This is a genomic window from Rossellomorea sp. NPDC071047, from assembly GCF_050270195.1.
In the GTDB taxonomy this organism is placed as follows: Bacteria; Bacillota; Bacilli; order Bacillales; family Bacillaceae_B; genus Rossellomorea.
This window is the reverse complement of record NZ_JBNNJT010000003.1, coordinates 40,834-63,105: the sequence shown is the minus strand read 5'-3', so window position 1 is coordinate 63,105 and position 22,272 is coordinate 40,834. Positions and strand designations below refer to the sequence as shown.

21 protein-coding genes are annotated in these 22,272 nt (G+C 41.7%); 16 read left to right on the top strand and 5 right to left on the bottom strand.

The window, feature by feature from the left end:
• The first annotated feature begins 31 nt into the window (after positions 1-31).
• Together ACQKFO_RS12320 and ACQKFO_RS12315 are read left to right on the top strand one after the other, a co-directional pair.
• Entirely contained in the window at positions 32-532 is a 501-nt protein-coding gene (locus ACQKFO_RS12320) for an Lrp/AsnC family transcriptional regulator (protein ID WP_427598980.1), read from the top strand.
• Entirely contained in the window at positions 529-1,698 is a 1,170-nt protein-coding gene (locus ACQKFO_RS12315; RefSeq protein WP_427598979.1) for an aminotransferase, read from the top strand. Before ACQKFO_RS12320 ends, ACQKFO_RS12315 begins: the two co-directional genes overlap by 4 nt.
• 181 nt (positions 1,699-1,879) lie before the next feature.
• On the opposite strand, the gene ACQKFO_RS12310 is transcribed toward ACQKFO_RS12315, so the two are convergent.
• Positions 1,880-2,251, bottom strand: coding sequence for a helix-turn-helix domain-containing protein (locus ACQKFO_RS12310; protein WP_427598978.1), 372 nt, complete (start codon positions 2,249-2,251; stop codon positions 1,880-1,882).
• A gap of 130 nt (positions 2,252-2,381) precedes the next feature.
• Complete coding sequence (locus tag ACQKFO_RS12305; RefSeq protein ID WP_427598977.1) at positions 2,382-3,710, bottom strand: sodium-dependent transporter; 1,329 nt, start codon at positions 3,708-3,710, stop codon at positions 2,382-2,384.
• 344 nt (positions 3,711-4,054) lie between these two features.
• Between ACQKFO_RS12305 and ACQKFO_RS12300 the strand changes: the two genes are divergently transcribed.
• The 8 genes from ACQKFO_RS12300 (at position 4,055) to ACQKFO_RS12265 (ending at position 11,358) form a co-directional block, all read left to right on the top strand.
• On the top strand, positions 4,055-4,339 hold the full coding sequence (locus ACQKFO_RS12300; RefSeq protein WP_148970727.1) for a spore morphogenesis/germination protein YwcE: 285 nt from the start codon (positions 4,055-4,057) through the stop codon (positions 4,337-4,339).
• Positions 4,340-4,478: 139 nt separating this feature from the next.
• A complete protein-coding gene (locus tag ACQKFO_RS12295) occupies positions 4,479-5,036 on the top strand; it encodes an RNA polymerase sigma factor (RefSeq protein WP_427598976.1) in 558 nt (185 codons plus the stop codon).
• Positions 5,029-6,285 carry a hypothetical protein gene (locus ACQKFO_RS12290; RefSeq protein ID WP_427598975.1) on the top strand — a complete coding sequence of 419 codons (1,257 nt, stop codon included), beginning with the start codon at positions 5,029-5,031 and terminating at the stop codon, positions 6,283-6,285. The genes ACQKFO_RS12295 and ACQKFO_RS12290 overlap by 8 nt, the downstream gene beginning before the upstream one ends.
• A gap of 195 nt (positions 6,286-6,480) precedes the next feature.
• The gene (yugI, locus tag ACQKFO_RS12285; RefSeq protein ID WP_044338107.1) at positions 6,481-6,897 is read left to right on the top strand and encodes a S1 domain-containing post-transcriptional regulator GSP13; all 417 of its coding nucleotides are present in this window, start codon (positions 6,481-6,483) and stop codon (positions 6,895-6,897) included.
• A 159-nt stretch (positions 6,898-7,056) separates the two neighbouring features.
• Positions 7,057-7,626 carry an MEDS domain-containing protein gene (locus ACQKFO_RS12280; RefSeq protein ID WP_427598974.1) on the top strand — a complete coding sequence of 190 codons (570 nt, stop codon included), beginning with the start codon at positions 7,057-7,059 and terminating at the stop codon, positions 7,624-7,626.
• Between the two features lie 202 nt (positions 7,627-7,828).
• Entirely contained in the window at positions 7,829-9,349 is a 1,521-nt protein-coding gene (gene adh, locus ACQKFO_RS12275; protein ID WP_427598972.1) for an aldehyde dehydrogenase, read from the top strand.
• Position 9,350: 1 nt separating this feature from the next.
• Positions 9,351-9,683: a DUF779 domain-containing protein gene (locus ACQKFO_RS12270; protein WP_397554241.1), complete on the top strand. Its 333-nt coding sequence runs from the start codon at positions 9,351-9,353 to the stop codon at positions 9,681-9,683.
• Positions 9,684-9,897: 214 nt separating this feature from the next.
• Entirely contained in the window at positions 9,898-11,358 is a 1,461-nt protein-coding gene (locus ACQKFO_RS12265) for a catalase (RefSeq protein ID WP_427598971.1), read from the top strand.
• 297 nt (positions 11,359-11,655) lie between these two features.
• Here the strand turns inward: ACQKFO_RS12265 and ACQKFO_RS12260 are convergent, their stop codons facing one another.
• Complete coding sequence (locus ACQKFO_RS12260; protein ID WP_427598970.1) at positions 11,656-13,038, bottom strand: sigma-54 interaction domain-containing protein; 1,383 nt, start codon at positions 13,036-13,038, stop codon at positions 11,656-11,658.
• Between the two features lie 298 nt (positions 13,039-13,336).
• Here ACQKFO_RS12260 and ACQKFO_RS12255 point away from each other — a divergent pair, with 298 nt between their 5' ends.
• The 3 genes from ACQKFO_RS12255 (at position 13,337) to ACQKFO_RS12245 (ending at position 17,539) form a co-directional block, all read left to right on the top strand.
• A complete protein-coding gene (locus ACQKFO_RS12255; RefSeq protein ID WP_427598969.1) occupies positions 13,337-14,530 on the top strand; it encodes an ornithine--oxo-acid transaminase in 1,194 nt (397 codons plus the stop codon).
• Positions 14,531-14,681: 151 nt separating this feature from the next.
• On the top strand, positions 14,682-15,926 hold the full coding sequence (locus tag ACQKFO_RS12250; RefSeq protein WP_427598968.1) for a Glu/Leu/Phe/Val family dehydrogenase: 1,245 nt from the start codon (positions 14,682-14,684) through the stop codon (positions 15,924-15,926).
• Between the two features lie 221 nt (positions 15,927-16,147).
• Positions 16,148-17,539 (top strand): aldehyde dehydrogenase, encoded by a 1,392-nt coding sequence (locus ACQKFO_RS12245; protein ID WP_427599501.1) that lies wholly within the window; start codon positions 16,148-16,150, stop codon positions 17,537-17,539.
• 57 nt (positions 17,540-17,596) lie between these two features.
• Here ACQKFO_RS12245 and ACQKFO_RS12240 read toward each other — a convergent pair whose 3' ends face one another.
• Positions 17,597-17,830 carry a DUF378 domain-containing protein gene (locus ACQKFO_RS12240; protein WP_044338099.1) on the bottom strand — a complete coding sequence of 78 codons (234 nt, stop codon included), beginning with the start codon at positions 17,828-17,830 and terminating at the stop codon, positions 17,597-17,599.
• Between the two features lie 200 nt (positions 17,831-18,030).
• Between ACQKFO_RS12240 and ACQKFO_RS12235 the strand changes: the two genes are divergently transcribed.
• From ACQKFO_RS12235 to ACQKFO_RS12225, 3 genes are all read left to right on the top strand, one after another.
• Complete coding sequence (locus ACQKFO_RS12235) at positions 18,031-19,194, top strand: iron-containing alcohol dehydrogenase (RefSeq protein WP_427598966.1); 1,164 nt, start codon at positions 18,031-18,033, stop codon at positions 19,192-19,194.
• 204 nt (positions 19,195-19,398) lie between these two features.
• Positions 19,399-20,748, top strand: a complete 1,350-nt coding sequence (locus ACQKFO_RS12230; protein ID WP_427598965.1) for a glucose-6-phosphate isomerase — start codon at positions 19,399-19,401, stop codon at positions 20,746-20,748.
• 92 nt (positions 20,749-20,840) lie between these two features.
• On the top strand, positions 20,841-21,248 hold the full coding sequence (locus ACQKFO_RS12225) for a YugN-like family protein (protein ID WP_397554247.1): 408 nt from the start codon (positions 20,841-20,843) through the stop codon (positions 21,246-21,248).
• Here the strand turns inward: ACQKFO_RS12225 and ACQKFO_RS12220 are convergent.
• The gene (locus ACQKFO_RS12220) at positions 21,241-22,233 is read right to left on the bottom strand and encodes a potassium channel family protein (RefSeq protein WP_427598964.1); all 993 of its coding nucleotides are present in this window, start codon (positions 22,231-22,233) and stop codon (positions 21,241-21,243) included. The two genes, ACQKFO_RS12225 and ACQKFO_RS12220, sit on opposite strands and share 8 nt — an antisense overlap.
• Positions 22,234-22,272: the final 39 nt, after the last annotated feature.

Genomic DNA, 22,272 nt, shown 5'->3' with positions numbered 1-22,272 from the left:
AACCATTTAGTGGTGATGAGGAGGAAGCGGAATGCAACTAAGAGAAATGGAGCTTGATTTGGTAAGGATTTTACAGAAAGATGCCAGGATTTCCACAGAGAATATAGCGAAGATGCTTCAAGTGACAACAGAGGAAATAGAGAATGCGATTGAGAGACTTGAAAAAGACAATGTTCTTGTCAGATATAGTACCGTTGTGGATTGGTCCAAAATAGAAGGTCATGAAGGGGTAACGGCCATGATCGATGTGAAAGTAGCTCCGAAAAGGGGAGTGGGATTCGATGAAGTTGCCCATCGTATTTATCGTTACAAAGAAGTAAAAAGTGTTTATCTAATGTCTGGGGCGTATGACCTTTCTGTAACGGTGGAGGGCCGGACCATGCATGAAGTTGCTACATTCGTTTCTGAAAAACTGTCTACTCTGGATTCCGTTTTATCTACAACAACTCATTTTCAATTGAAGAAATATAAGCATGACGGCACCATCTTTGGTGATCATGGTGAAGATAAACGAATTGTGGTGTCTCCATGAAAACCAAGACATCCTACATATCTCAATCTGTGAAAAACTTAAAGCCTTCCGGTATCCGGAGATTCTTTGATTTGGCAGCAAATATGGAAGGGGTCATATCGCTCGGGGTTGGGGAACCGGATTTCATTACCTCCTGGACGGTGCGGGAAGCCGCGATTCTTTCCTTGGAGCAAGGCTACACCTCCTATACAGCGAACGCAGGTCTACTGGAGCTGAGGGAGAAGATAGCCGCGTATATGAAAGAGGGCTACTCCGTAGACTACGATCCGAAAGATGAGATCATTGTGACGGTCGGTGCCTCTCAAGCCCTTGATATCAGTATGCGGGCAATCATTGATCAAGGAGACGAGGTCATTGTGGTGGAACCTGGATTCGTTTCCTATGTACCTCTTGTTCAATTGGCAGGTGGTGTAGCTGTAACGATCGGAACCAAGCCGGAAAATGACTTCAAAGTAACAGCCGAAGAACTCGAAGCAGCCATCACTCCGCGTACAAAAGCCGTCTTATTATGTTCGCCCAATAATCCAACGGGGACGGTCCTTGAAAGAGAGAACCTGGAAGAGTTGGCAGAAGTGATTCGAAAGCATGATCTAGTTGTACTTTCAGATGAGATTTACTCTGAGCTTGCTTATGATCATCGCCACGTGTCCATTGCTTCTTTAAAGGATATGAGAAAAAGGACACTCGTAATCAATGGATTCTCGAAAGGGTTTGCCATGACGGGGTGGAGACTGGGGTTTATTTGTGCTCCTGAAGAGATCGCTTCATCCTTACTTAAAATACATCAATACGCCATGATGTGTGCGTCTACTCCTGCTCAGCATGCTGCTGTGGAGGCACTCGATAAAGGGATGGATGATGTGATGGAAATGAAGAGAAGCTATCGTCATCGACGACACTATTTTGTTGATTCCCTCAATGAGTTCGGATTAACCTGCCATACCCCGGGGGGAGCGTTCTATGCCTTTCCTTCCATTAAAAAAACAGGAATGACTTCAGAGGAATTTGCAGAAAAGCTTCTTATGGAAGAGAAAGTTGCGGTTGTACCCGGTAACGTGTTCGGTAAAGGCGGAGAAGGATATATTCGTTGTTCTTATGCCTCAAGTATGGAGCAGCTGCAGGAAGCCGTAAAACGGATGAAGCGATTTGTTGAGAATCATAGTTAGGAAATGAAGGGTGCCAGGACAAAAGAACATATTTGTGCCTGTCACTTTTTTATTTGGGCAAAAAAAAATAGGACGATAAAATATCGTCCAACAAATGAAAACAAAAGGGGGAATACTTAGAAAGCTTATTTTCAGTATGACCCCTTTTTTCACTATATATACATCATTTCATAAAAAGTTTTTAGCTTTCGCTCTTTTCATATTTCAGTTCATACAACATTTGCATCACACGCAGGAAATCTTCTTCAGAGAATTCCTTTGCCTTACGGAGGATCAGCTTTGTTCTTTTTGGCCCCAACTCTTTGATCAGCTGTTCCATTTCAGCGTCAATGCCTGCTGGAGGATGGTCTTTCACTTCCCGTTCCAGCAGTTCAGAAGCGGGTATATCAAGGACAGTAGACAGCTTTAAAATCGTTTGCGTATCGGGAATCTGAAGATCGGATTCATACTTTTCGATTGTCTTTGTACCTAATCTGGCCCTTAAAGCAAGCTCCTGTTGAGATAGTTTTCGCTCTTCGCGTACCCTTTTTAAATTCTCACCAAAGTGTGACATGCTAAAGTCCCTCCCCATAGAATACCTTCCTTATATCTACAGTTTATCACCATTTTGAAAAAAAAAGCCCGCATTCTCGTGAACAAAATGTTAAAAATAAAAGGCCCGCCTACAGGGACGGACCTCTCATTTATGATATGAAAACAAGTATGATGGCCACTGGTACGATGTAGCGCAATAGAAAGATCCAGCTGTTGAACAGGGCCGGTGATATAGACGAACCAGATTGGATTTCGCTCCATACATCTTCTCGCTTTAATCGGTAGGAGACGAAAATACTGATCAATAATGCCCCTATCGGCAATCCAAAATTACTCGTAATATAATCGGCAAAGTCAAAGAAGTTCTTTCCTTGAATGAGGAAATCTCCGAATACACCAAATGAAAGGGCACTTGGAATACCTGCAAAAAACACAAGAATCCCTATTAACCATGTAAATGGCTTTCGTTTCGATTGATTCCCTTTCGAAAAGGCCGCGACCCCGATTTCAAGTATGGAGAAAGCAGATGTCAGGGTTGCAAACAACAGTAAAATCAGGAACACTGTTAAGAAAATGCCACCGAAGGCAATTTCATTAAACACGGCTGGCAGAACCACAAAAGCAATTCCAGGTCCTTCATCTGGTTGGAAACCAAGGGCGTACACAGCAGGGAAAATGACCAACCCTGCCAATAATGAAATAAAGATATTTAACCCGGATACACTAATGGCGGATCTTGGCATGCTGTCCTCTTTTGAAAGATAGGATGCATACGTCACCATGACAGAAAGTCCGACCGTTAGTGCAAAGAATGCTTGACCTAACGCAAGTAATACCGTTTCCCCATTCAGATAGCTCCAGTCCGGCAATAACAGGAAGCGGACACCTTCCATTGCACCTTCCAAGGTAAGGGATCTGATGACTAAAATAATAAATAAAATAAATAATGCCGGCATCATATAACGGCTTGCCCGTTCAATCCCTTTTTGAATCCCGCCTTGTACGACAAGTACTGTGATGACAATAAAGAGGAATTGTGCAATCAGCACTTCTTTTGGGTTTGCAATGATGCTCTCGAATAAGGTTCCGTATTCCTCTTGAGATTTCCCGATTAAAGAGCCTGTCACACTCCGGGCCAAGTAAGAAAGGATCCATCCGCCTACAACACTGTAAAAAGATAATATGATAAAAGAAACAACCGTTCCTAAATAGCCGATCCAATGCCAATAAGAATGAGGCGCCAATTTTTTATAGGAAGTAACGGCGTCGGCTCCCGCCCGTCTTCCGATGACAAACTCTGCCAGAAGGATGGGTGCACCGATTAAAACGGTGAAAAGGATAAAGAGTAAGAAGAAGACACCTCCTCCATTTGCACCTGCCATATACGGGAATTTCCAAATGGCTCCGAGTCCTATAGCAGAACCGGCAGCCGCCAGAATAAATCCAATCTTAGAAGTCCATTGTTCTTTTTTGGCCATGATTAAGATCCTCCTTTCGAAAAAATAAGATTTTTCAATCGTACTATGTTTTACACCCTCTGTACACCGGATTTTTAAATTTTCAATATATAAGAAATATGGAGGAAATGCCATCAAATAAATGTTAGGGAATATATATGACCAAATGTATTTCCATTTATTATGTGTGAAAACGTTTGAAAACATTACAATTAACCTAATTTCTAGAAAAGTAGTCAAAAACATGATGAATGGGCTGGAATTTTCTCTGAAATGTAGTATACTAATTGTAACAAAACGTTCACAAATTATTCTTTTTTTCGCCATAATTGAAAGCGTTTACTATCAGATTGGAGGAATTTACTATGGATGTATTTCTTGTATATCTATTTATCGCAACGGCTACTCCATTATTTCTTTGGATTGAACATCGTAAGTGGGCGGTTCTTCATATCCCATTTGTTATAGCCTTATGGGCAGTGTTTATTTATTACGTAGCGGTTCCGGAACTTGGAGGATGGGGACATGTAACGCTTTGGAGCCTGTTTGTTGCCAACCTTGCATTCGCTCATATCGCAGCCTTCATGCTTTATGCCTTGCCATTTATCCAAAAGCAACGAAAGAAGAAATCAATCACTGTAAAGAATTAGTCTGATCCGATGTTCATTGGGTCAGGCTTTTTTTTTGTCTGTTTTAAAAGAATGGATTCAATTGTAAATAAATGAAACAAAATCCACCTTACGAACGTTACATAAATGAAAGCATCAAAGAGAAAGGGGGAAGGTACGAGTGGAAAATGAGCACTTGATCGAACGTGCAAAAAAAGGAGACCTGCAGGCATATAGCCATTTAATCACTTATTATTCTCCCATCGTTGAACGGTTTGCCTATCAGATGGGGAATTCCATCGCTGATATACCGGATATCACCCAGGAAGTGTTCATTCGTGTATACAGATTTCTGGACGGGTTCTCTTATGCGAAGTTTACAACCTGGCTTTATAAAGTCACTTTAAATGTGTCGAGGGACTTTAAACGAAAAGAAAATCAGCATAACAATCGAGTGAAAAAAATCGGAAATGAACCTTCAGAAAACGTCATTACTCCTCAAGAACGTATCCTGAGGCAGGAAGAGGATCGTATGCTCCACGAATGCATTCAAAAGCTGGATGGTAAATATCAACTACCAATCATCCTCTATTATTTTCATGAAAAGAAGTATGAAGAAATGGCTGAAATACTGTCAATCAATTTATCTACTGTCAAAACACGACTGTTAAGAGGCAAAAACCTCTTGAAAAAAGAACTGGAAGAGGCTGAAAAAAGGGAGGGGAGATTGAATGGATGACAAGATGCTTGAAAAACGCATGGAATTATTAAATCAATCGTATAAGAAAATCCCGGATCAGACCAATCCCTCAGACATCATACAAGCCATAAAACAAGAAGGGAAATCCCAAAAGAAGCGACCACTAATTCATTGGCCATACATCGCAAGTTTCATTGGTGTCCTTCTGATTGGTGCGGTTCTCATCTTGCAGCTTACGATGGATGAACCGGGAAGACAGAATGGGAATCAAGCGGATTTTGCCGGTGAGTCAGACCAACGACTTCAAAGGGAGATAGAAGATGCGAAAGCTCAATATGAATTAAGGAAAACTCAAGCAATGGAGCGGCTCGGGTTTACGGAAGGCATATTTAATTCGACTGGGATCGCACGGGATGCAGGGAGGCAACTCATATATATCGAATCGATTCCAAAGCGGGACTTCTCAAATGAAAGAAAAGTGGAGTGGGTCCAGAGAGCGAGTGACGAGTTGACTCAGATATTGGCTACTCCTGATGTGATGATGAAAAATCTGAAAGCTCCTTTAACGAAGGAAGAAGCAGAAGTATGGGTTGATGATTTTATTAAAAAGGAACAAGATATCCTCCCGCTATATGAGGAGGAGTTGAATAAGTATAGTGAATATTGGAAGCCTTATGTTGAGAACGGAGAATTCAATATGAAGGAGTTCAACCATATGAAAAACGACTATCCCCCCAAACTATGGTTGTTACGGGATGGAATATTCAATAATGCAGTTAAGCTATCGTATAACAGTGAAACGGACCGACTTGAAACTACATTGGATGTCGAATACTTCAGGATGATCACGAATCGTGAAGCCTTACCGGAAGGATATGAATTGTATATGATTACCCGTTTTGATTCAGTCATTAAAGCAGGGGAATTTACAGGGACATGGAAGGAAGCAGCTGATCGCTTGATGGACTACGAAAAGATATTAAAGGAACTGCCGGATAACTCAAGGTTCAGAGTAGAAGTGAAGCATGAATACGATACCCTCTATCAAAACTTTACAGATGGAAATGTGTATCAACCCATCTTTGATGAAAGTGATAAATTGAAATCAAATGTAGAAGAAACCTACCTATATATATTGAAAGAGTACCCAGATTACACAACATCCCTCCATCTGAAAGAGGTATATGATGAATTAAGGCATGAAAATTTCGTTAAGCCAGATCGTTGGGTTCAGACGACACCGGTCATTTTGTCTTCAGAGACAGAAGAACTATATAAAGAGAGCTAAGTTTACTCTGTTTTAATAATTTTAATAATTGGGAAGCATAACTAGTGAGAAAGCAATTATAGGTGGAAAATCGAAGAAAATGGGTTTAGTTGCAGAGGTTTGATAGAATAAACTTTTGCCGAATCACGGATTCTATGATATAATCTACAATTGCGTGTAAAGACGAAAAATAATATATATACTAGGAGTGTTACCATGACTACAAAATTCGAAACAGGAACTGTTGTAACAGGTAAAGTTACAGGCATTCAACCATACGGTGCGTTCGTTGCACTTGACGAAGAAACACAAGGATTAGTTCATATCTCTGAAATCACTCACGGCTTTGTTAAAGACGTTAGCGAGCACCTTTCAGTAGGCGACGAAGTAAAGGTTAAAGTATTATCAGTGGACGAAGCAGCTGGTAAAATCAGCCTTTCTATCCGTGCTACAGAAGAAGCTCCTGCAGCACCACAAGCAAAACCTGCAGCAGCTAAAAAACCTCGCCGTCAAGGTCAAGGAAGTGTAAAGCAAGCTAACGAAGAAACAACACCAGCTGGCTTCAACACTCTTAAAGACAAACTTGAAGAGTGGATCGAGCAATCAGAACGTGAAGATCTAATTAAGAAATAATATAAATAGTAAAGAGACTGTCTTTCTTATAGGCAGTCTTTTTTTTATTTTCTTATTTCAAATTTCTTACAATCGTATGAATTCCTTTTATAAAAGAGGGTTTTACAAATATATTATAGAAATAGTACTACAAGAGATAAATTGGGGAGGTGGTAAAATTTGAAAGAGAAGATAAGTAAGCTTATAGCCGGCAATGAATGTACTCATGTTCTTTATCCTTATCAAGACAGAAAACGGTATTTGAATAATGCCATAACGTATACACTTGAAGGAATTGAAAACGGGGAAATCGTCATCTTAATTGAAAACGAAAGAAATATGAATGTATTACAAAAACGCCTAAACACCCAATTAACTAGTAAACAATTGGAAAAAGTCCATGCTATCAGTAACTTTGAATTTTATCAATCAAGCGGAAGTTATCATCCTCCAGCCATTTATGAGCAATTAAAGAAAACCATTGCTCCTTATTTAGAACATGGAATTTCTTTCCGATCCTGGACCAATGTCGAATGGGGGGCATTGGAAGATCCTTGTTCCATCATCGAGTGGTTCGAAACAGAAACCGATCAAGTGGTTCATGAGCATAATATGACCGTAGTCTGTGCGTATGATTCAGAAAAGATGCCGGATCATCTGGAAGAGGCACTAAAGAAAAATCATGGACATCTTATGTCTGATGAGGATATTGTGCCCTCGAAAGTATACAGTAAAATTAAATATTCATAAAAATAACGATGATACTCATGATGAGATCATCGTGTTTTTTTTTGATGAGGGGAATCTGCCTATTGGTAGAGAAATTTATCATAAATTAACGAAAAATAAAGAATTTTTGAACAATATACTTGTCCGTACCTCCTAAATGACCTATAATAATAATGAAAGCGCTTAATTAACAGAAAAATACATAATTACAGGAGGATCTTAGATGCTTTATAATAATCCGAATACTGAAGGTTCATTGGTACAATTTAAGGACAAGTATGAGAACTTTATTGGTGGAGAATATGTGCCGCCGGCAAGTGGAGAATACTTTGAAAATGTATCACCTGTCACGGGGAAAGTTTTCACGAAAATTGCCCGTTCAAACAAAGAGGATGTAGAAAAGGCATTGGATGCAGCACATGCAGCAAAAGACGCATGGGGTAAAACCTCTGCTACGGAAAGATCCATTATCTTAAATAAAATCGCGGATCGTATGGAAGAAAACTTAGAAATGCTTGCAGTAGCCGAAACATGGGATAATGGTAAGCCGGTTCGTGAAACATTAGCGGCAGACTTACCTCTTGCGATTGACCACTTCCGTTATTTCGCCGGTTGTATCAGAGGCCAGGAAGGATCTCTTGGTGAGATCGATAATGATACGGTCTCTTATCATTTCCATGAGCCGATCGGGGTTGTAGCCCAAATCATTCCTTGGAACTTTCCGATTCTGATGGGTGTATGGAAGATTGCACCTGCCCTTGCTGCAGGAAACTGTGTAGTCTTAAAGCCTGCCGAGCAAACACCGGCTTCCATCATGGTTCTGATTGAACTCATTGAAGACCTGCTGCCTAAAGGTGTACTGAATGTGGTACAAGGATTTGGAGTGGAAGCAGGAAAACCTCTTGCTCAAAGTAAGCGTGTTGGTAAGGTAGCCTTCACAGGTGAAACGACAACAGGCCGCCTGATCATGCAATATGCTTCTCAAAACATTATCCCTGTTACATTGGAGCTTGGTGGTAAATCACCCAATATCTTCTTTGAAGATGTAATGGATCAGGATGATGATTTCCTTGATAAAGCAGTTGAAGGTTTCGTGATGTTTGCCCTTAATCAAGGAGAAGTGTGTACATGTCCTTCAAGAGCGCTAATCCAGGAATCGATCTACGATAAGTTCATGGAGCGTGCAATCGAACGCGTGAAACAAATCAAGCAGGGGAACCCGTTAGATTCAGATACAATGCTGGGTGCCCAAGCCTCTCAAGAACAATTGGATAAGATACTATCTTATATTGAAATTGGGAAAGAAGAAGGAGCGGAATTACTCATCGGGGGTGAGCAAAATACCCTGGATGGAGAACAGGAAGCAGGTTTCTATGTGAAGCCGACCGTCTTCAAAGGCAACAACAAAATGCGTATTTTCCAGGAAGAAATCTTTGGCCCTGTTGTTTCCGTTACAACGTTCAAAACGAAAGAAGAAGCCCTTGAAATCGCCAATGATACTCTTTATGGACTTGGAGCAGGTGTATGGACTCGTGACATGAACACGGCTTACCGTTTCGGTAGAGAGGTTCAAGCAGGACGCGTATGGACGAACTGTTATCACCAATACCCGGCACATGCGGCATTCGGTGGATACAAAATGTCCGGTATCGGTCGTGAAAATCATAAAATGATGCTATCACACTATCAACAAACGAAGAATCTACTAGTTAGCTATAGTCCTAAAGCGTTAGGATTCTTCTAAAATGGAACAGCGACTAGAGGCAACAGAACAGGCCCTCCATCTGATTGAAACGTTAAAAGGCAAGCATGGTGCACTCTTGTTTCATCAGTCTGGAGGATGTTGTGATGGCAGTTCTCCTATGTGTTTAAGTCAGGATGATTTGATCATCGGTGACAGTGATGTATTAGTAGGTACTGTAGCCGACTGTCCTTTTTATATGAACGAACAACAATATGAGTATTGGAAGCATTTCCGGATCATATTGGATGTAAAAGAAGGAAGGGGAGGAGTGTTCTCTTTGGAATCCACGGAAGGCGTACGCTTTATCACGGATTCTAAATTGATCAAATCATGAACGTGAAGGTTCTGGTTCTACTCTTCCAAACTCGATAATATTTTTTAGAGACAACTTATAGTATAGGTTGTCTCTTTTTTTATGCCTGATTTCACTATTTTTAATGATTATTAATTTGAAATTATTATAATTTGTGATTGACTTTCATTTTCAAATGATTAAAATAAAATTATAATCATTTAATAATAATTATAATTTAAAGGAGTGTTTTTTAGTGGATAAAAGAAAACTCACAACGAATCAAGGCGCCCCGATTGGCGATAACCAGAACTCAATTACAGCTGGAGAAAGAGGACCTGCACTGCTAGAAGATTATCAGCTAATTGAGAAATTGGCTCACTTCGACCGTGAAAGAGTTCCTGAGAGAGTCGTGCATGCACGGGGGGCTGGGGCACACGGTGTATTCATTACAAAAAACAGTATGAAAAAATTTACAAAAGCCGCACTTTTTCAGGAAGCTGGCAAAGAAACCCCTGTATTTGCCCGTTTTTCGACCGTCGTCCATGGCCAGCATTCTCCAGAAACCTTACGGGATCCCCGGGGGTTTGCCGTGAAATTTTATACAGAAGAAGGGAACTGGGATTTTGTCGGGAACAACCTTCCTGTTTTCTTTATTCGTGATGCGATGAAGTTCCCGGATATGGTTCATTCATTAAAACCTAATCCGCAAACGAATATCCAAGAACCTGAGAGATATTGGGATTTCATGTCCTTGACTCCGGAATCAACCAATATGCTCCTGCATCTCTACACGGATGAAGGAATCCCCGCGAACTATAGACAAATGCGCGGATCAAGTGTGCATGCGTATAAATGGGTAAATGCAGCTGGCAATACAGTGTACGTAAAGCTTAGATGGAAGCCGAAACAAGGAATTGAGAATTTATCTGCGGAAAAAGCAGCTGAGATTCAAGGGAAAGATTTTAACCATGCAAGCCGTGATTTATATGATTCGATTGAAGAAGGAGATTTCCCTGAATGGGATCTGTATGTTCAGGTACTGGATCCAATGGATATGGATTCCTTCGATTTCGATCCTCTCGATGCGACGAAGGACTGGTCAGAAGATGACATCCCATCTCACTTTGTCGGTACGATGATTTTAAATGAAAATCCAGAAAACATCTTTGCGGAAACGGAATCAGTGGGCTTCAATCCGGGAGTGCTTGTGAACGGAATGCTGCCTTCTGAAGATAAGTTGCTGCAAGGAAGGCTATTCTCCTATTCTGATACACAGCGTTACCGGATAGGTGCCAACTACCTCCAGCTCCCGATCAACTGTCCATTTGCTCAGGTGGCGAATAATCAAAGGGACGGACATATGCCGTTTAAGCAACAGACGGGCTCAGTGAACTATGAGCCTAACAGCTTCGATGATACACCAAAAGAAGTGGCGGGATATTCGGAAATACATCAGCCGATGACGGGTGAAAGGGGAAGACAGAAAATCCGGAAAACAGATGATTTCGGTCAGGCCGGACGCATTTACAGAAGCTACCCGGATGAAGTGAAAGAGCAAGTAGTGAAGAATATTTCCAGTGAACTATCACAAATCAACGAAAGAATAGCCTTGCGCGCGGTGTGTAATTTCTTCCGGGCAGATGTAGAGCTCGGTAAGAAGCTTGCGGAGAGTATTGGGGTGGATTTGACTCCTTATTTGCAGCATATGGAATAAGCATGGAGGAGAGAGTGCTGGTCTTTTTGTCAGTGGAGTGGTGCTGATGAAGGGGCTGGTGCTCTTTTATGTTTGGGGGGATCTTAGGTGGGGATGTAAAAGGGAGAAGAAGGATTCTAAACATTGAATAGTCCTCAATAATGATTATCTGCCATATTCAAGATTTACGTGCCAATTATAATTTTATCTGCCAATACTTTCATTTTACCTGCCATTTTCCAAAATCGACAAGAATCGCATTAGCAAACAACTCCAATCAAAAAGCCACTCCCCAAAAAAAGAGAAGTGGCCACACCCTCAAAATGAATTCCGTTCGATCCCGTACTTCCTAATCCGATACTGCAAATTCTGCCGGCTCATTCCAAGTGATTTCGCCGTTTTGGTAATATTAAAGTCATGGTATTTCAAAGATTTTTGAATATAATAGGTTTCTGCTTCTTCAATGAAAACCTCCAACGGCTTGATCTCGGTTCCGGATTGGTAGAGGAACTCCGATTCATCCTGGCTTTCACCTCCATCAGCTGTGTGGTGGATGCGCTGCCTGAAACCAAATGGGAGATGATTGAAACCGATTTCCTCTTCAAAGCCAACGAGATTAAACGCTCCCTCGATGACATGCTCAAGTTCCCTCACATTGCCCGGCCAGTCATACTGTTGGAAAATCTCCCTTACTTCATTCGAAATCCCCTTGATACTCATGGCAAAATGGTGGTTGTACTGGTCAATGAAATAGTTCACGATCTCCGATAAATCTTCTTTTCTCGAACGGAGAGAAGGGATAAAGATTGAAACAATGCTCAGCCTGTAATAGAGGTCCTTTAATAACCGTCCTTCTGCGATGGCGTCGATGGGATCCTCGTTCACCGTTGCCATCACCCGCACATCGTATGGAAGGTCCGTCCCTCGGGAAAAAAAGTTTAATAGCTTCTTCTGAAGGGAAGGGGTTAAGGAGTTGATTTCGTCGAGCAGGAGGGTTCCTCCCTGTGCTTGTTGGAAGAGGGATGGTCGGTGATCTTCCGGGCTGCTGCCTTCCCTTTCCTCGTGAAATAGGATTTCTTCAAGCATATCATCGCGTAATGATGAACAGTTCTGGGTGACGAAGGGACGGTTGGCACGTGCGCTGTCGTTATGGATGCTTTGAGCGAAAAGCTCCTTGCCGGTCCCGATTTCACCACAGATCAACACAGGGGAAGAAGTTCTTGCCGCCCGCTTTCCCGTTTCGACTGCGTCCTGCAGGCGGTGATGCTTACCGATAATGCTATCAAAGGTATATAAGCTGCTCGGGCGCTTCTGTATATGATCCCTCATCACCTTTTCGAGCTTGGTGATGTCCCTGGCAATTTCAATCGCTCCAATCAACACCTCATCATGAAAAATAGGGAATGTATCGTTCATCGTGGTGATTTCGATTCCATTTATATTAAAGTAAGTTTGCTTCACGTTGAGGGTAGGCTCCTTTGTGCTTAGAACTTTAAGAAGGGTACTTTCCTCCTCGGAATGAAATTGGAAAACATCCAGCAAATTTTTATCAAGGACGTCTTCAATTTCCATGCCTTCGATTTCGCGCATTTTACGATTGTAGATGATGGTTCTCCCGGTAGAATCGATGACATGAACGCCTGATTCGAGATGTTCAGCGACTTTTTCGTACATATACAAACGCTTTTCAGATTCCAGCATGCTGTCTCTCTCCTCTTCATTTTTGTTAGATCTTACTGCAAAACGAATCGTCTATTTGTCTTCTTTTTGCGCAAATTTTCCAACCCTTCGATGTTAGATTTAGGGGGTGGTATCAAAGGAATCCGCAAAAAGAGTGGAATTATAAGAAATTTTAAAAAAACTCTTGAAAAATGCAACTATCTTTTGCATTATTATAAGTGTAAGGGTTTTCTAAATGCAAATATTTTTTGCATGTCAGTTAACTAGCCTCGTCATATGGCATTAAAAATAAAATGCTTTTAAGCAAGGAGGAACTTTCATGTCAGTAAGTACTCATTCGATTATTGAACAAACCGAAAAATATGGTGCGAAAAACTATCATCCCCTACCAATCGTTATTTCAGAAGCAGAGGGCGTATGGGTCAAGGATCCTGAAGGGAATAAGTATATGGATATGCTTAGCGCCTATTCAGCTGTAAACCAGGGACATCGTCATCCAAAGATCATCCAGGCGTTAAAAGATCAAGCGGATCGTGTGACATTGACTTCACGTGCATTCCATAACGATCAATTAGCACCTTGGTATGAGAAGATTTGTAAGATGACAGGTAAAGACATGGCCCTTCCAATGAATACGGGTGCCGAAGCAGTGGAAACGGCGATCAAGACAGCTCGCCGCTGGGCGTACGATGTGAAGGGTGTAGCAGAAAACAGTGCGGAAATCATCGCGTGTAACGGGAACTTCCACGGAAGAACGATGACAGCTGTTTCCCTTTCTTCAGAAGAAGAATACAAGCGTGGATTCGGCCCGATGCTTCCAGGAATCAATTTGATTCCTTACGGTGATCTCGAAGCGTTAAAAGAAGCCATCACTCCAAATACAGCCGCTTTCCTTATTGAACCGATCCAGGGAGAAGCAGGAATCGTATTTCCTCCTAAAGGCTTCATGAAAGCAGCGTATGAATTATGTAAAGAAAACAACGTTCTATTCATTGCAGACGAAATTCAGGCAGGTCTTGCCCGTTCAGGGAAAATGTTCGCGTGTGAGTGGGAAGACGTTGATCCTGACATGTACATTTTAGGAAAAGCACTTGGGGGAGGAGTGTTCCCTATTTCATGTGTTGTGGCTAGTGAAGACGTATTAGGCGTATTCAACCCCGGCTCCCACGGTTCTACTTTCGGAGGAAACCCAATGGCATGTGCGGTTTCTGTCGCATCACTGGATGTACTGATCGATGAAAACCTGGCAGACCGTTCTCTTCAAATGGGAGAATACTTTATGAGTAAACTTCGTGAGATAGATAATCCTATGATTAAGGAAGTTCGTGGTAGCGGATTATTTATCGGAGTGGAACTGAAAGAACCAGCCCGTAAATACTGTGAACAACTGAAAGAAGAAGGACTGCTTTGTAAGGAAACACATGATACAGTCATTCGTTTTGCTCCACCACTTGTCATATCACAAGAGGACCTGGATTGGGCAATCGAGAGAATCAAAAAAGTACTCTCATAATTTCCGCTGGGGTTAAAAGTTTTTTTCTTAAATCAACTGGAACAGGCATGAAAATAAAAATTATTTCTTTCCCCAGTCAATGGTTAAAGATACGGTAATATGTTACAATTACAACGTTTCAGATCACATAATAAAGAGGCGAATGTTTACAATGGGAGAAAACCTTAATCTGTTTACTTCTACACAGCATGTCATCAATGATGCTTTATCCAAGCTAGGATATACGGAAGAAATGTTTGAACTTCTGAAAGAGCCGATTCGTATGTTGACCGTTCGTATCCCGGTTCGAATGGACGATGGCAGTATCAAAGTATTTACGGGCTACCGTGCACAGCATAACGACGCAGTCGGACCTACCAAGGGCGGAGTACGGTTCCATCCTGAAGTGGATGAAGAGGAAGTAAAGGCTTTATCCATGTGGATGAGCTTGAAATGCGGAATTGTTGATTTACCATACGGTGGAGGAAAAGGCGGGATCATCTGTGATCCAAGAACGATGTCTTTCACTGAACTGGAAAAGCTAAGTCGAGGCTATGTTCGTGCCATCAGTCAAATTGTCGGTCCTACAAAGGATATCCCGGCACCGGATGTGTACACAAACTCTCAGATCATGGCTTGGATGATGGATGAATACAGCCGTCTTCGTGAAAATGACTCACCAGGATTCATTACAGGAAAACCGATTGTTCTTGGTGGTTCCCAAGGTCGTGAAAAGGCAACAGCTCAGGGTGTCACCATCTGTATTGACCAAGCTGCAAAGAAACGAGGCATCGACATCAAAGGTGCACGCGTCGTCATCCAAGGTTTTGGAAATGCAGGCAGTTTCTTAGCGAAGTTCATGCACGATGCAGGTGCAAAGGTCATCGCCATTTCTGATGCCCATGGTGCCCTTCATGATCCTGCTGGTTTGGATATTGATTATCTGTTAGATCGTCGCGACAGCTTCGGTACAGTAACGACTCTATTTGAAAACACGATTTCAAATAAGGAATTATTGGAATTGGAGTGTGACATTCTCGTCCCTGCAGCGATTTCAAACCAAATCACTGAAGAGAATGTCTATGATATTAAAGCATCCATTGTGGTAGAAGCTGCAAACGGTCCGACTACCTTTGAAGCAACACGAATTCTTTCTGAAAGAGGAATCCTGCTTGTTCCAGACGTACTGGCAAGTGCCGGTGGGGTAACGGTTTCATATTTCGAATGGGTTCAGAATAACCAGGGGTACTACTGGACGGAAGAAGAAGTAAACGAGAAGCTTCATGCTAAACTTGTCGAAGCTTTCAACAATGTATATGAAACATCTCAGAATCGTCGAGTGAATATGCGACTCGCCGCATACATGGTCGGCGCACGCAAAATGGCTGAAGCCTCTAGATTCAGAGGTTGGGTGTAACGATCGCATCAGATAAGAACGTATTCTCAATTTATTGGGGATACGTTCTTTTTTCGGTATGTAAAGGGATTTTCTATTTAATATCGAAATGATTAGAGAGCATTGAATTTGGGTAAAATCATTGAAATTGACAACATATGAAAATCATCGTACGATAAAAATGTTCTTATGTTTAAACTGTTGAACATTAAAGATTCGGAGGGATTCTTGTGTCAACTGAAATGATTATTGAGGAAGCTTCTATTGAAGCAGTTGAATCATCACTGCAACATCATAAGCAATTTTTTAAGTCAGGGGTTACGCGGCCATTACAATATAGAAAAGACTTGTTAGAGAAGTTCTCAACAGTCATAAAAAACCATGAAGCAGAAATCATCGATGCGTTGAAAAAAGATTTAAATAAATCTGAAATGGAGACGTATGCGACAGAAATTGGAATCCTGCTTGAAGAGATTAGATTCGTTCTGAAGAATATAGACGAATGGGCAGAACCTAAAAAGGTCAAGACGGCGAAAACCCATATAGGGTCGAAAGCCTATACAGTTCCGGAGCCTTACGGGGTTACATTGATCATCGCACCTTGGAATTACCCGATCCAGCTTGCACTTGCACCTGTCATTGGAGCGATCGCAGCCGGTAATACAGCCATCATTAAACCGTCAGAATTAACTCCTGCTACATCAGCTTTATTAGCGCAAATGATCAATACTCATTTTGATCCAAGACAGCTTTTCGTGATTGAAGGAGGAGTGGAGACGACACAGCATCTCCTGAAACAGCCATTCGATTATATTTTCTTTACCGGGAGCGTTCCAGTAGGAAAAGTGGTGATGGAAGCGGCGGCAAAGCAGTTGATTCCCGTCACTCTTGAATTGGGAGGAAAAAGCCCGTGTATCGTGGATGAAACGGCTGATATACCTCTGGCTGCCAAGCGCATCGCATTCGGGAAAGTGACGAATGCCGGACAAACGTGTATAGCACCTGACTACCTGTTTATTCATAAAAGCAAGAAAGATGAATTTATCACTGAATTTAAGAAAACGGTTATTGAATTTTATGGAACTGAACCATTAAAGAGTGATAAATTTGGTCGGATTGTTAATGAGCGTCATTTCAATCGTTTAACAAGCTATTTGGAAGATGGTGAAATCCTTTTAGGAGGGAATGTGGATTCTGGGAGCTTAAAAATTGAACCGACTTTAATGAAGCCAAGAGATTTTACCGTACCAGTGATGCAGGATGAGATATTCGGCCCGGTTTTCCCAGTCATAGAATATGAGGAGCTTGATGAAGTCATTGACTTTGTGACAGAGCGACCGAAACCGTTGGCCCTTTATTTATTTTCTAGCAATCCAATTACAGAGGAGAGAATCAACGGATCGATTTCCTACGGTGGAGGTTGTGTAAACGATACACTTATGCACATCGTTACACCATATCTTCCTTTCGGGGGAGTAGGGGAGAGTGGGATTGGAAATTACCATGGAGAATCAAGCTTTTCAACCTTCTCACATTACAAAAGTATCTTAAAACAGACGACGAAGTTTGATTTAAGCTTCCGTTATCCAAGTGGAAGATTTGGTATGCAGATCATTAAGAAGTTACTGAAATAAGAAAGGTGACCCAGAGGATGGGTCACCTTTTTTTAGGTTGTACGGGAAATCCCGCTATTAGCGGGTTGGCTCAGTATGAGGTTCTCTTTCAAGCTCTTCCGTTGGTTTAAATAACAGCCCAAGGTTTATTAGACCGGCAATACCAACTAAACCGTAAATGATTCGAGATAGAGCGGCATCTTGACCACCAAAGATGGCTGCAACAAGATCGAATTGAAAAAAGCCGATAAGTCCCCAGTTCACAGCACCAATAATGGTAAGAACCAAAGCAATACGTTGAATTGCACTCATGTTGTTTTCCTCCTTATTGAATGGCTTATATATAAGTTTCCCATTGTGCTTATTCCTATACGATATTGACTTCAATAAAATTTCCTTGTGCAAGTTCTTTGCATTTTGGGGATGATATATTCGATAATAGGAAATGTGTTGAAGACATTTTGGGTAACGAAATAGTTCGGCCCTTATAAAATACAAGGAGGTAACAAATAATGAATGAATTTACTTTTTATAATCCAACCAAATTGATTTTTGGAAAAGGGCAAGTAGAACAGCTGAAAGAATTGGTACCTCAATATGGTAAAAAAGTGCTTGTCGTATATGGTGGCGGAAGCATTAAGCGTAATGGGTTATACGATCAGGTAATGTCTGTATTAAAGGATATTGACAGCGAGGTATTCGAACTCTCCGGAGTAGAACCAAATCCGCGTCTTTCCACAGTCAGACGAGGTGTAGAGATAAGTAAAGAAAATAATATAGAATTTATTTTAGCTGTAGGTGGGGGAAGTGTCATCGACTGTACAAAAGCAATCGCTGCTGGTGCAAAATATGATGGTGATGCATGGGATCTTGTAACGAAGAAATCTTTTGCCAAAGAAGCTCTTCCATTCGGAACAGTCCTGACTCTTGCAGCGACAGGCTCTGAAATGAACGCGGGATCAGTTATCACGAATTGGGAAACGAATGAGAAATATGGTTGGGGAAGCCCGGTTACATTCCCCCAATTCTCTATCCTGGATCCGGAGAATACCTTCACAGTACCGAAAGATCATACAATCTACGGTATGGTGGATATGATGAGTCACGTGTTTGAACAGTATTTCAATAATGCAACAAACACACCACTTCAGGACCGTATGTGTGAGTCTGTTCTGACTACTGTGATTGAAACAGCTCCTAAGTTGATCAATGATCTTGAAAACTATGAGTTTCGTGAGACGATTCTGTACTCTGGAACAATTGCCCTTAATGGAATGCTGCAAATGGGCTACAACGGTGACTGGGCTAGTCATAACATTGAACATGCCGTGTCAGCCGTTTACGACATCCCGCATGCAGGTGGTCTGGCAATCCTATTCCCGAACTGGATGAAGCATAACCTGAAAGTGAATCCTGCACGATTTGCTCAACTGGCAGAACGAGTATTCAATGTCGACCCTGCCGGTAAATCAGAAGAGGAAGTGGCACTGGAAGGAATCGAAAAGCTTCGTGAATTCTGGACAAGCATCGGAGCACCGTCCCGCTTGGCAGACTATGACATCGACGACAGCAAGCTGGACCTGATGGCCGACAAAGCCATGGTCAACGGCGAATTCGGTAACTTCAATAAACTGAACAAAGACGACGTACTTGCGATCTTGAGAGCATCACTATAATGAAATGTGGGAGGGACGGACCTTGTGAAGGTCCGTCCCTCTGTATTGGTTTGTACACCAATAATTAGGGGAATATAAGACGGTGAGTACGGTTGTTGAAAAAAGTTTTCAATGCACACGCTTACATAAAGGGAGCTTTCTTGATTCTCGGGTCAGCTTTCGATAAAGTGAAATAGAAGAAAATATTTTAATCGGAGGATGGTTATGACACACATTCGTTTTGATTATTCAAAGGCGTTATCGTTTTTTGGAGAACACGAACTTACATATTTAAGTGATGCCGTAAAGGTTGCTCATCATTCGTTACATGAACAAACTGGTGCAGGAAACGACTTCCTTGGATGGATCGACCTACCTGTTGAGTACGATAAAGAAGAGTTTTCCCGCATTCAGAAATCAGCAGAGAAAATTAAAAATGATTCCGATGTCCTTCTTGTCATCGGTATTGGTGGATCTTACTTGGGAGCCCGTGCTGCGATTGAAATGCTGAACCACAGCTTCTACAATGCTCTTCCGAAAGAAAAGCGTTCCACTCCACAGGTCCTGTTTGTTGGACAAAACATCAGCTCCACATACATGAAGGACTTAATGGACCTTCTTGATGGAAAAGATTTCTCCATCAATGTGATTTCGAAGTCCGGTACTACGACTGAACCAGCAATAGCTTTCCGTATCTTCCGAAAAATGCTGGAAGAAAAGTACGGGGTGGAAGAGGCACGCAAACGCATCTATGCGACAACGGATAAATCGAAGGGTGCCCTTAAAACATTGGCATCTGACGAGGGCTATGAAACATTCGTTGTTCCTGATGATATCGGCGGTCGCTATTCTGTTCTGACAGCTGTTGGACTGCTTCCGATTGCTGTTAGCGGAGTGGAAATCGAGACAATGATGAACGGTGCTGCACAGGCCCGTGAAGACTTCGGTAAATCTGAACTTACCGAGAACCCTGCTTATCAATATGCTGCTGTTCGTAACGCGCTATATAATAAAGGGAAAACAATCGAAATGCTCATTAACTATGAGCCTGGTTTACAATACTTCTCAGAATGGTGGAAGCAGCTGTTTGGGGAAAGTGAAGGGAAAGACCAAAAAGGGATTTATCCTTCTTCAGCTAATTTCTCAACTGATCTTCATTCTCTTGGACAATATGTTCAAGAAGGACGCCGTGATATTTTTGAAACAGTCATCAAGGTTTCAGAGCCACGTCATGAGCTGAAAATCGAGAAGGCTGACAGTGATTTGGACGGCTTAAACTATTTAGCCGGTGAAACGGTGGATTTTGTAAACAACAAAGCATTTGAAGGAACATTGCTTGCCCATACTGATGGCGGCGTGCCAAACTTGATCGTGGAAATCCCTGCGATGGATGCTTTCACATTCGGTTACCTGGTGTACTTCTTCGAGAAAGCATGTGCGATGAGTGGATACCTGCTTGGTGTGAATCCATTTGATCAACCGGGAGTGGAAGCATATAAAGTAAATATGTTCGCACTTCTTGGGAAACCAGGCTTTGAAGAGAAGAAAGCGGAGCTTGAAAAACGCCTTAAATAAGGAAAGAGCACTGAGGGAAATCTCAGTGCTCTTTTTACATTTTTCTTTCACTTTAGGAGAAACTATCCCTAAAAGAAAGGGGATGGATCCACGTGATAGAGCTTTCATCTAACATTGAAGGACAGCATTACCAACTGTATAAGCTTGAACAGCTATTAAAGCCGCTTGGATATTCGATAGGTGGTAATTGGGATTATGATCACGGCTATTTCGATTATAAAATTGATGACGAAGTGGGCTATCAGTATTTGAGAGTACCGTTTACGTCTGTTGACGGACAATTGGATTCAAGGGGGGCAACGGTCGAATTCGGGAAGCCGTTCCTTCTCTCTCATAAATACCAGCGTGGCTTGGACGATTACGCATCAACCGGAACCTTCTCAGGCTCGGTCAATCAATTTTCCGAACCACAAGATCCTGATGCAAGCTTCCCGGAAGAATATATTGAAGTTGGGAAAGAACTTGTAAAAGAGCTGGAGAACGTTCTATTTTCTAGTTAGAGATCACAAGCAGCTCATCCGTTTCTTCAACCAAAGTCGTCAAAGGAGGATTCACAGTCGTGATTTCTCCTTTTTTTATGCCTAAAAGGATGATATTGTTCTTTAGAAGATTTGTACTTAACGAATGAAAGCTCTCATTGATGTGTTCTTCTGAAACAGGTATCAGCTTTAAATTGTTACCTTTTAAATGATTCAATAATTTTAAGATGGTTTTAGACATACCTTGAGAAATGATACTGTTCATCATCACATAGCTTGTTTGCATATTCGTTTGTATTACTTCATCGGCACCTGCCCGTTTTGCATTCGCCACTTGATCTTTCTGGAGGATTTCAACGACCGTATATAAATCAGGATGATTCCCTTTAATCGCCAGTAGTGTTAACACGGAATTCATGTCTGCGGTCATCTCATCCTTATTCTGGTCTGCAGTAATAATGGCAATCGAAGCTTCATGAAGGTTTACTTTTTTTAAAATAGCATCTTTAAAAGGCGTCCCTCTTACGAAATGAATATGGTTATTATTATAGGGGTTCTTTTGAAGGGTTTCATCGATCAAAATGATATCGCACTGTGATTGAAGGGAAGTCAGCTGGTTAATCACTTCCCGCGTCCGCTCGTTCCATCCTACTATAACCACATGTTCTTTTCCCTTAAAGGTTGCCCTTCCTTCCAAATAAGCATTTTGTGTCATGACCGTTTCGGCTGCCAGTGTGACAAAATAAGTTGAAAGGAACCCTGCACCTACAAGGATGAGAACAATTCCAATCAATCTTCCTTCCCAGGTCAATGGAACAAAATCCCCATACCCGACCGTAGAAGTCGTAATGATTGCCCACCATATCCCATCAAATAGAGAGGGGAAGGTATCGGGTTCTATCAAATGAATGATCGTTCCGAATGAAACCATCAACGTAATGGCGATTGAAAATATCCGTACAACTAAAGGCCAGCGCAAGAATCCATGAAACATTTGCTGCACCATACTACCAGCTCCTTTTTCATCTGCACTGACCATTATTTC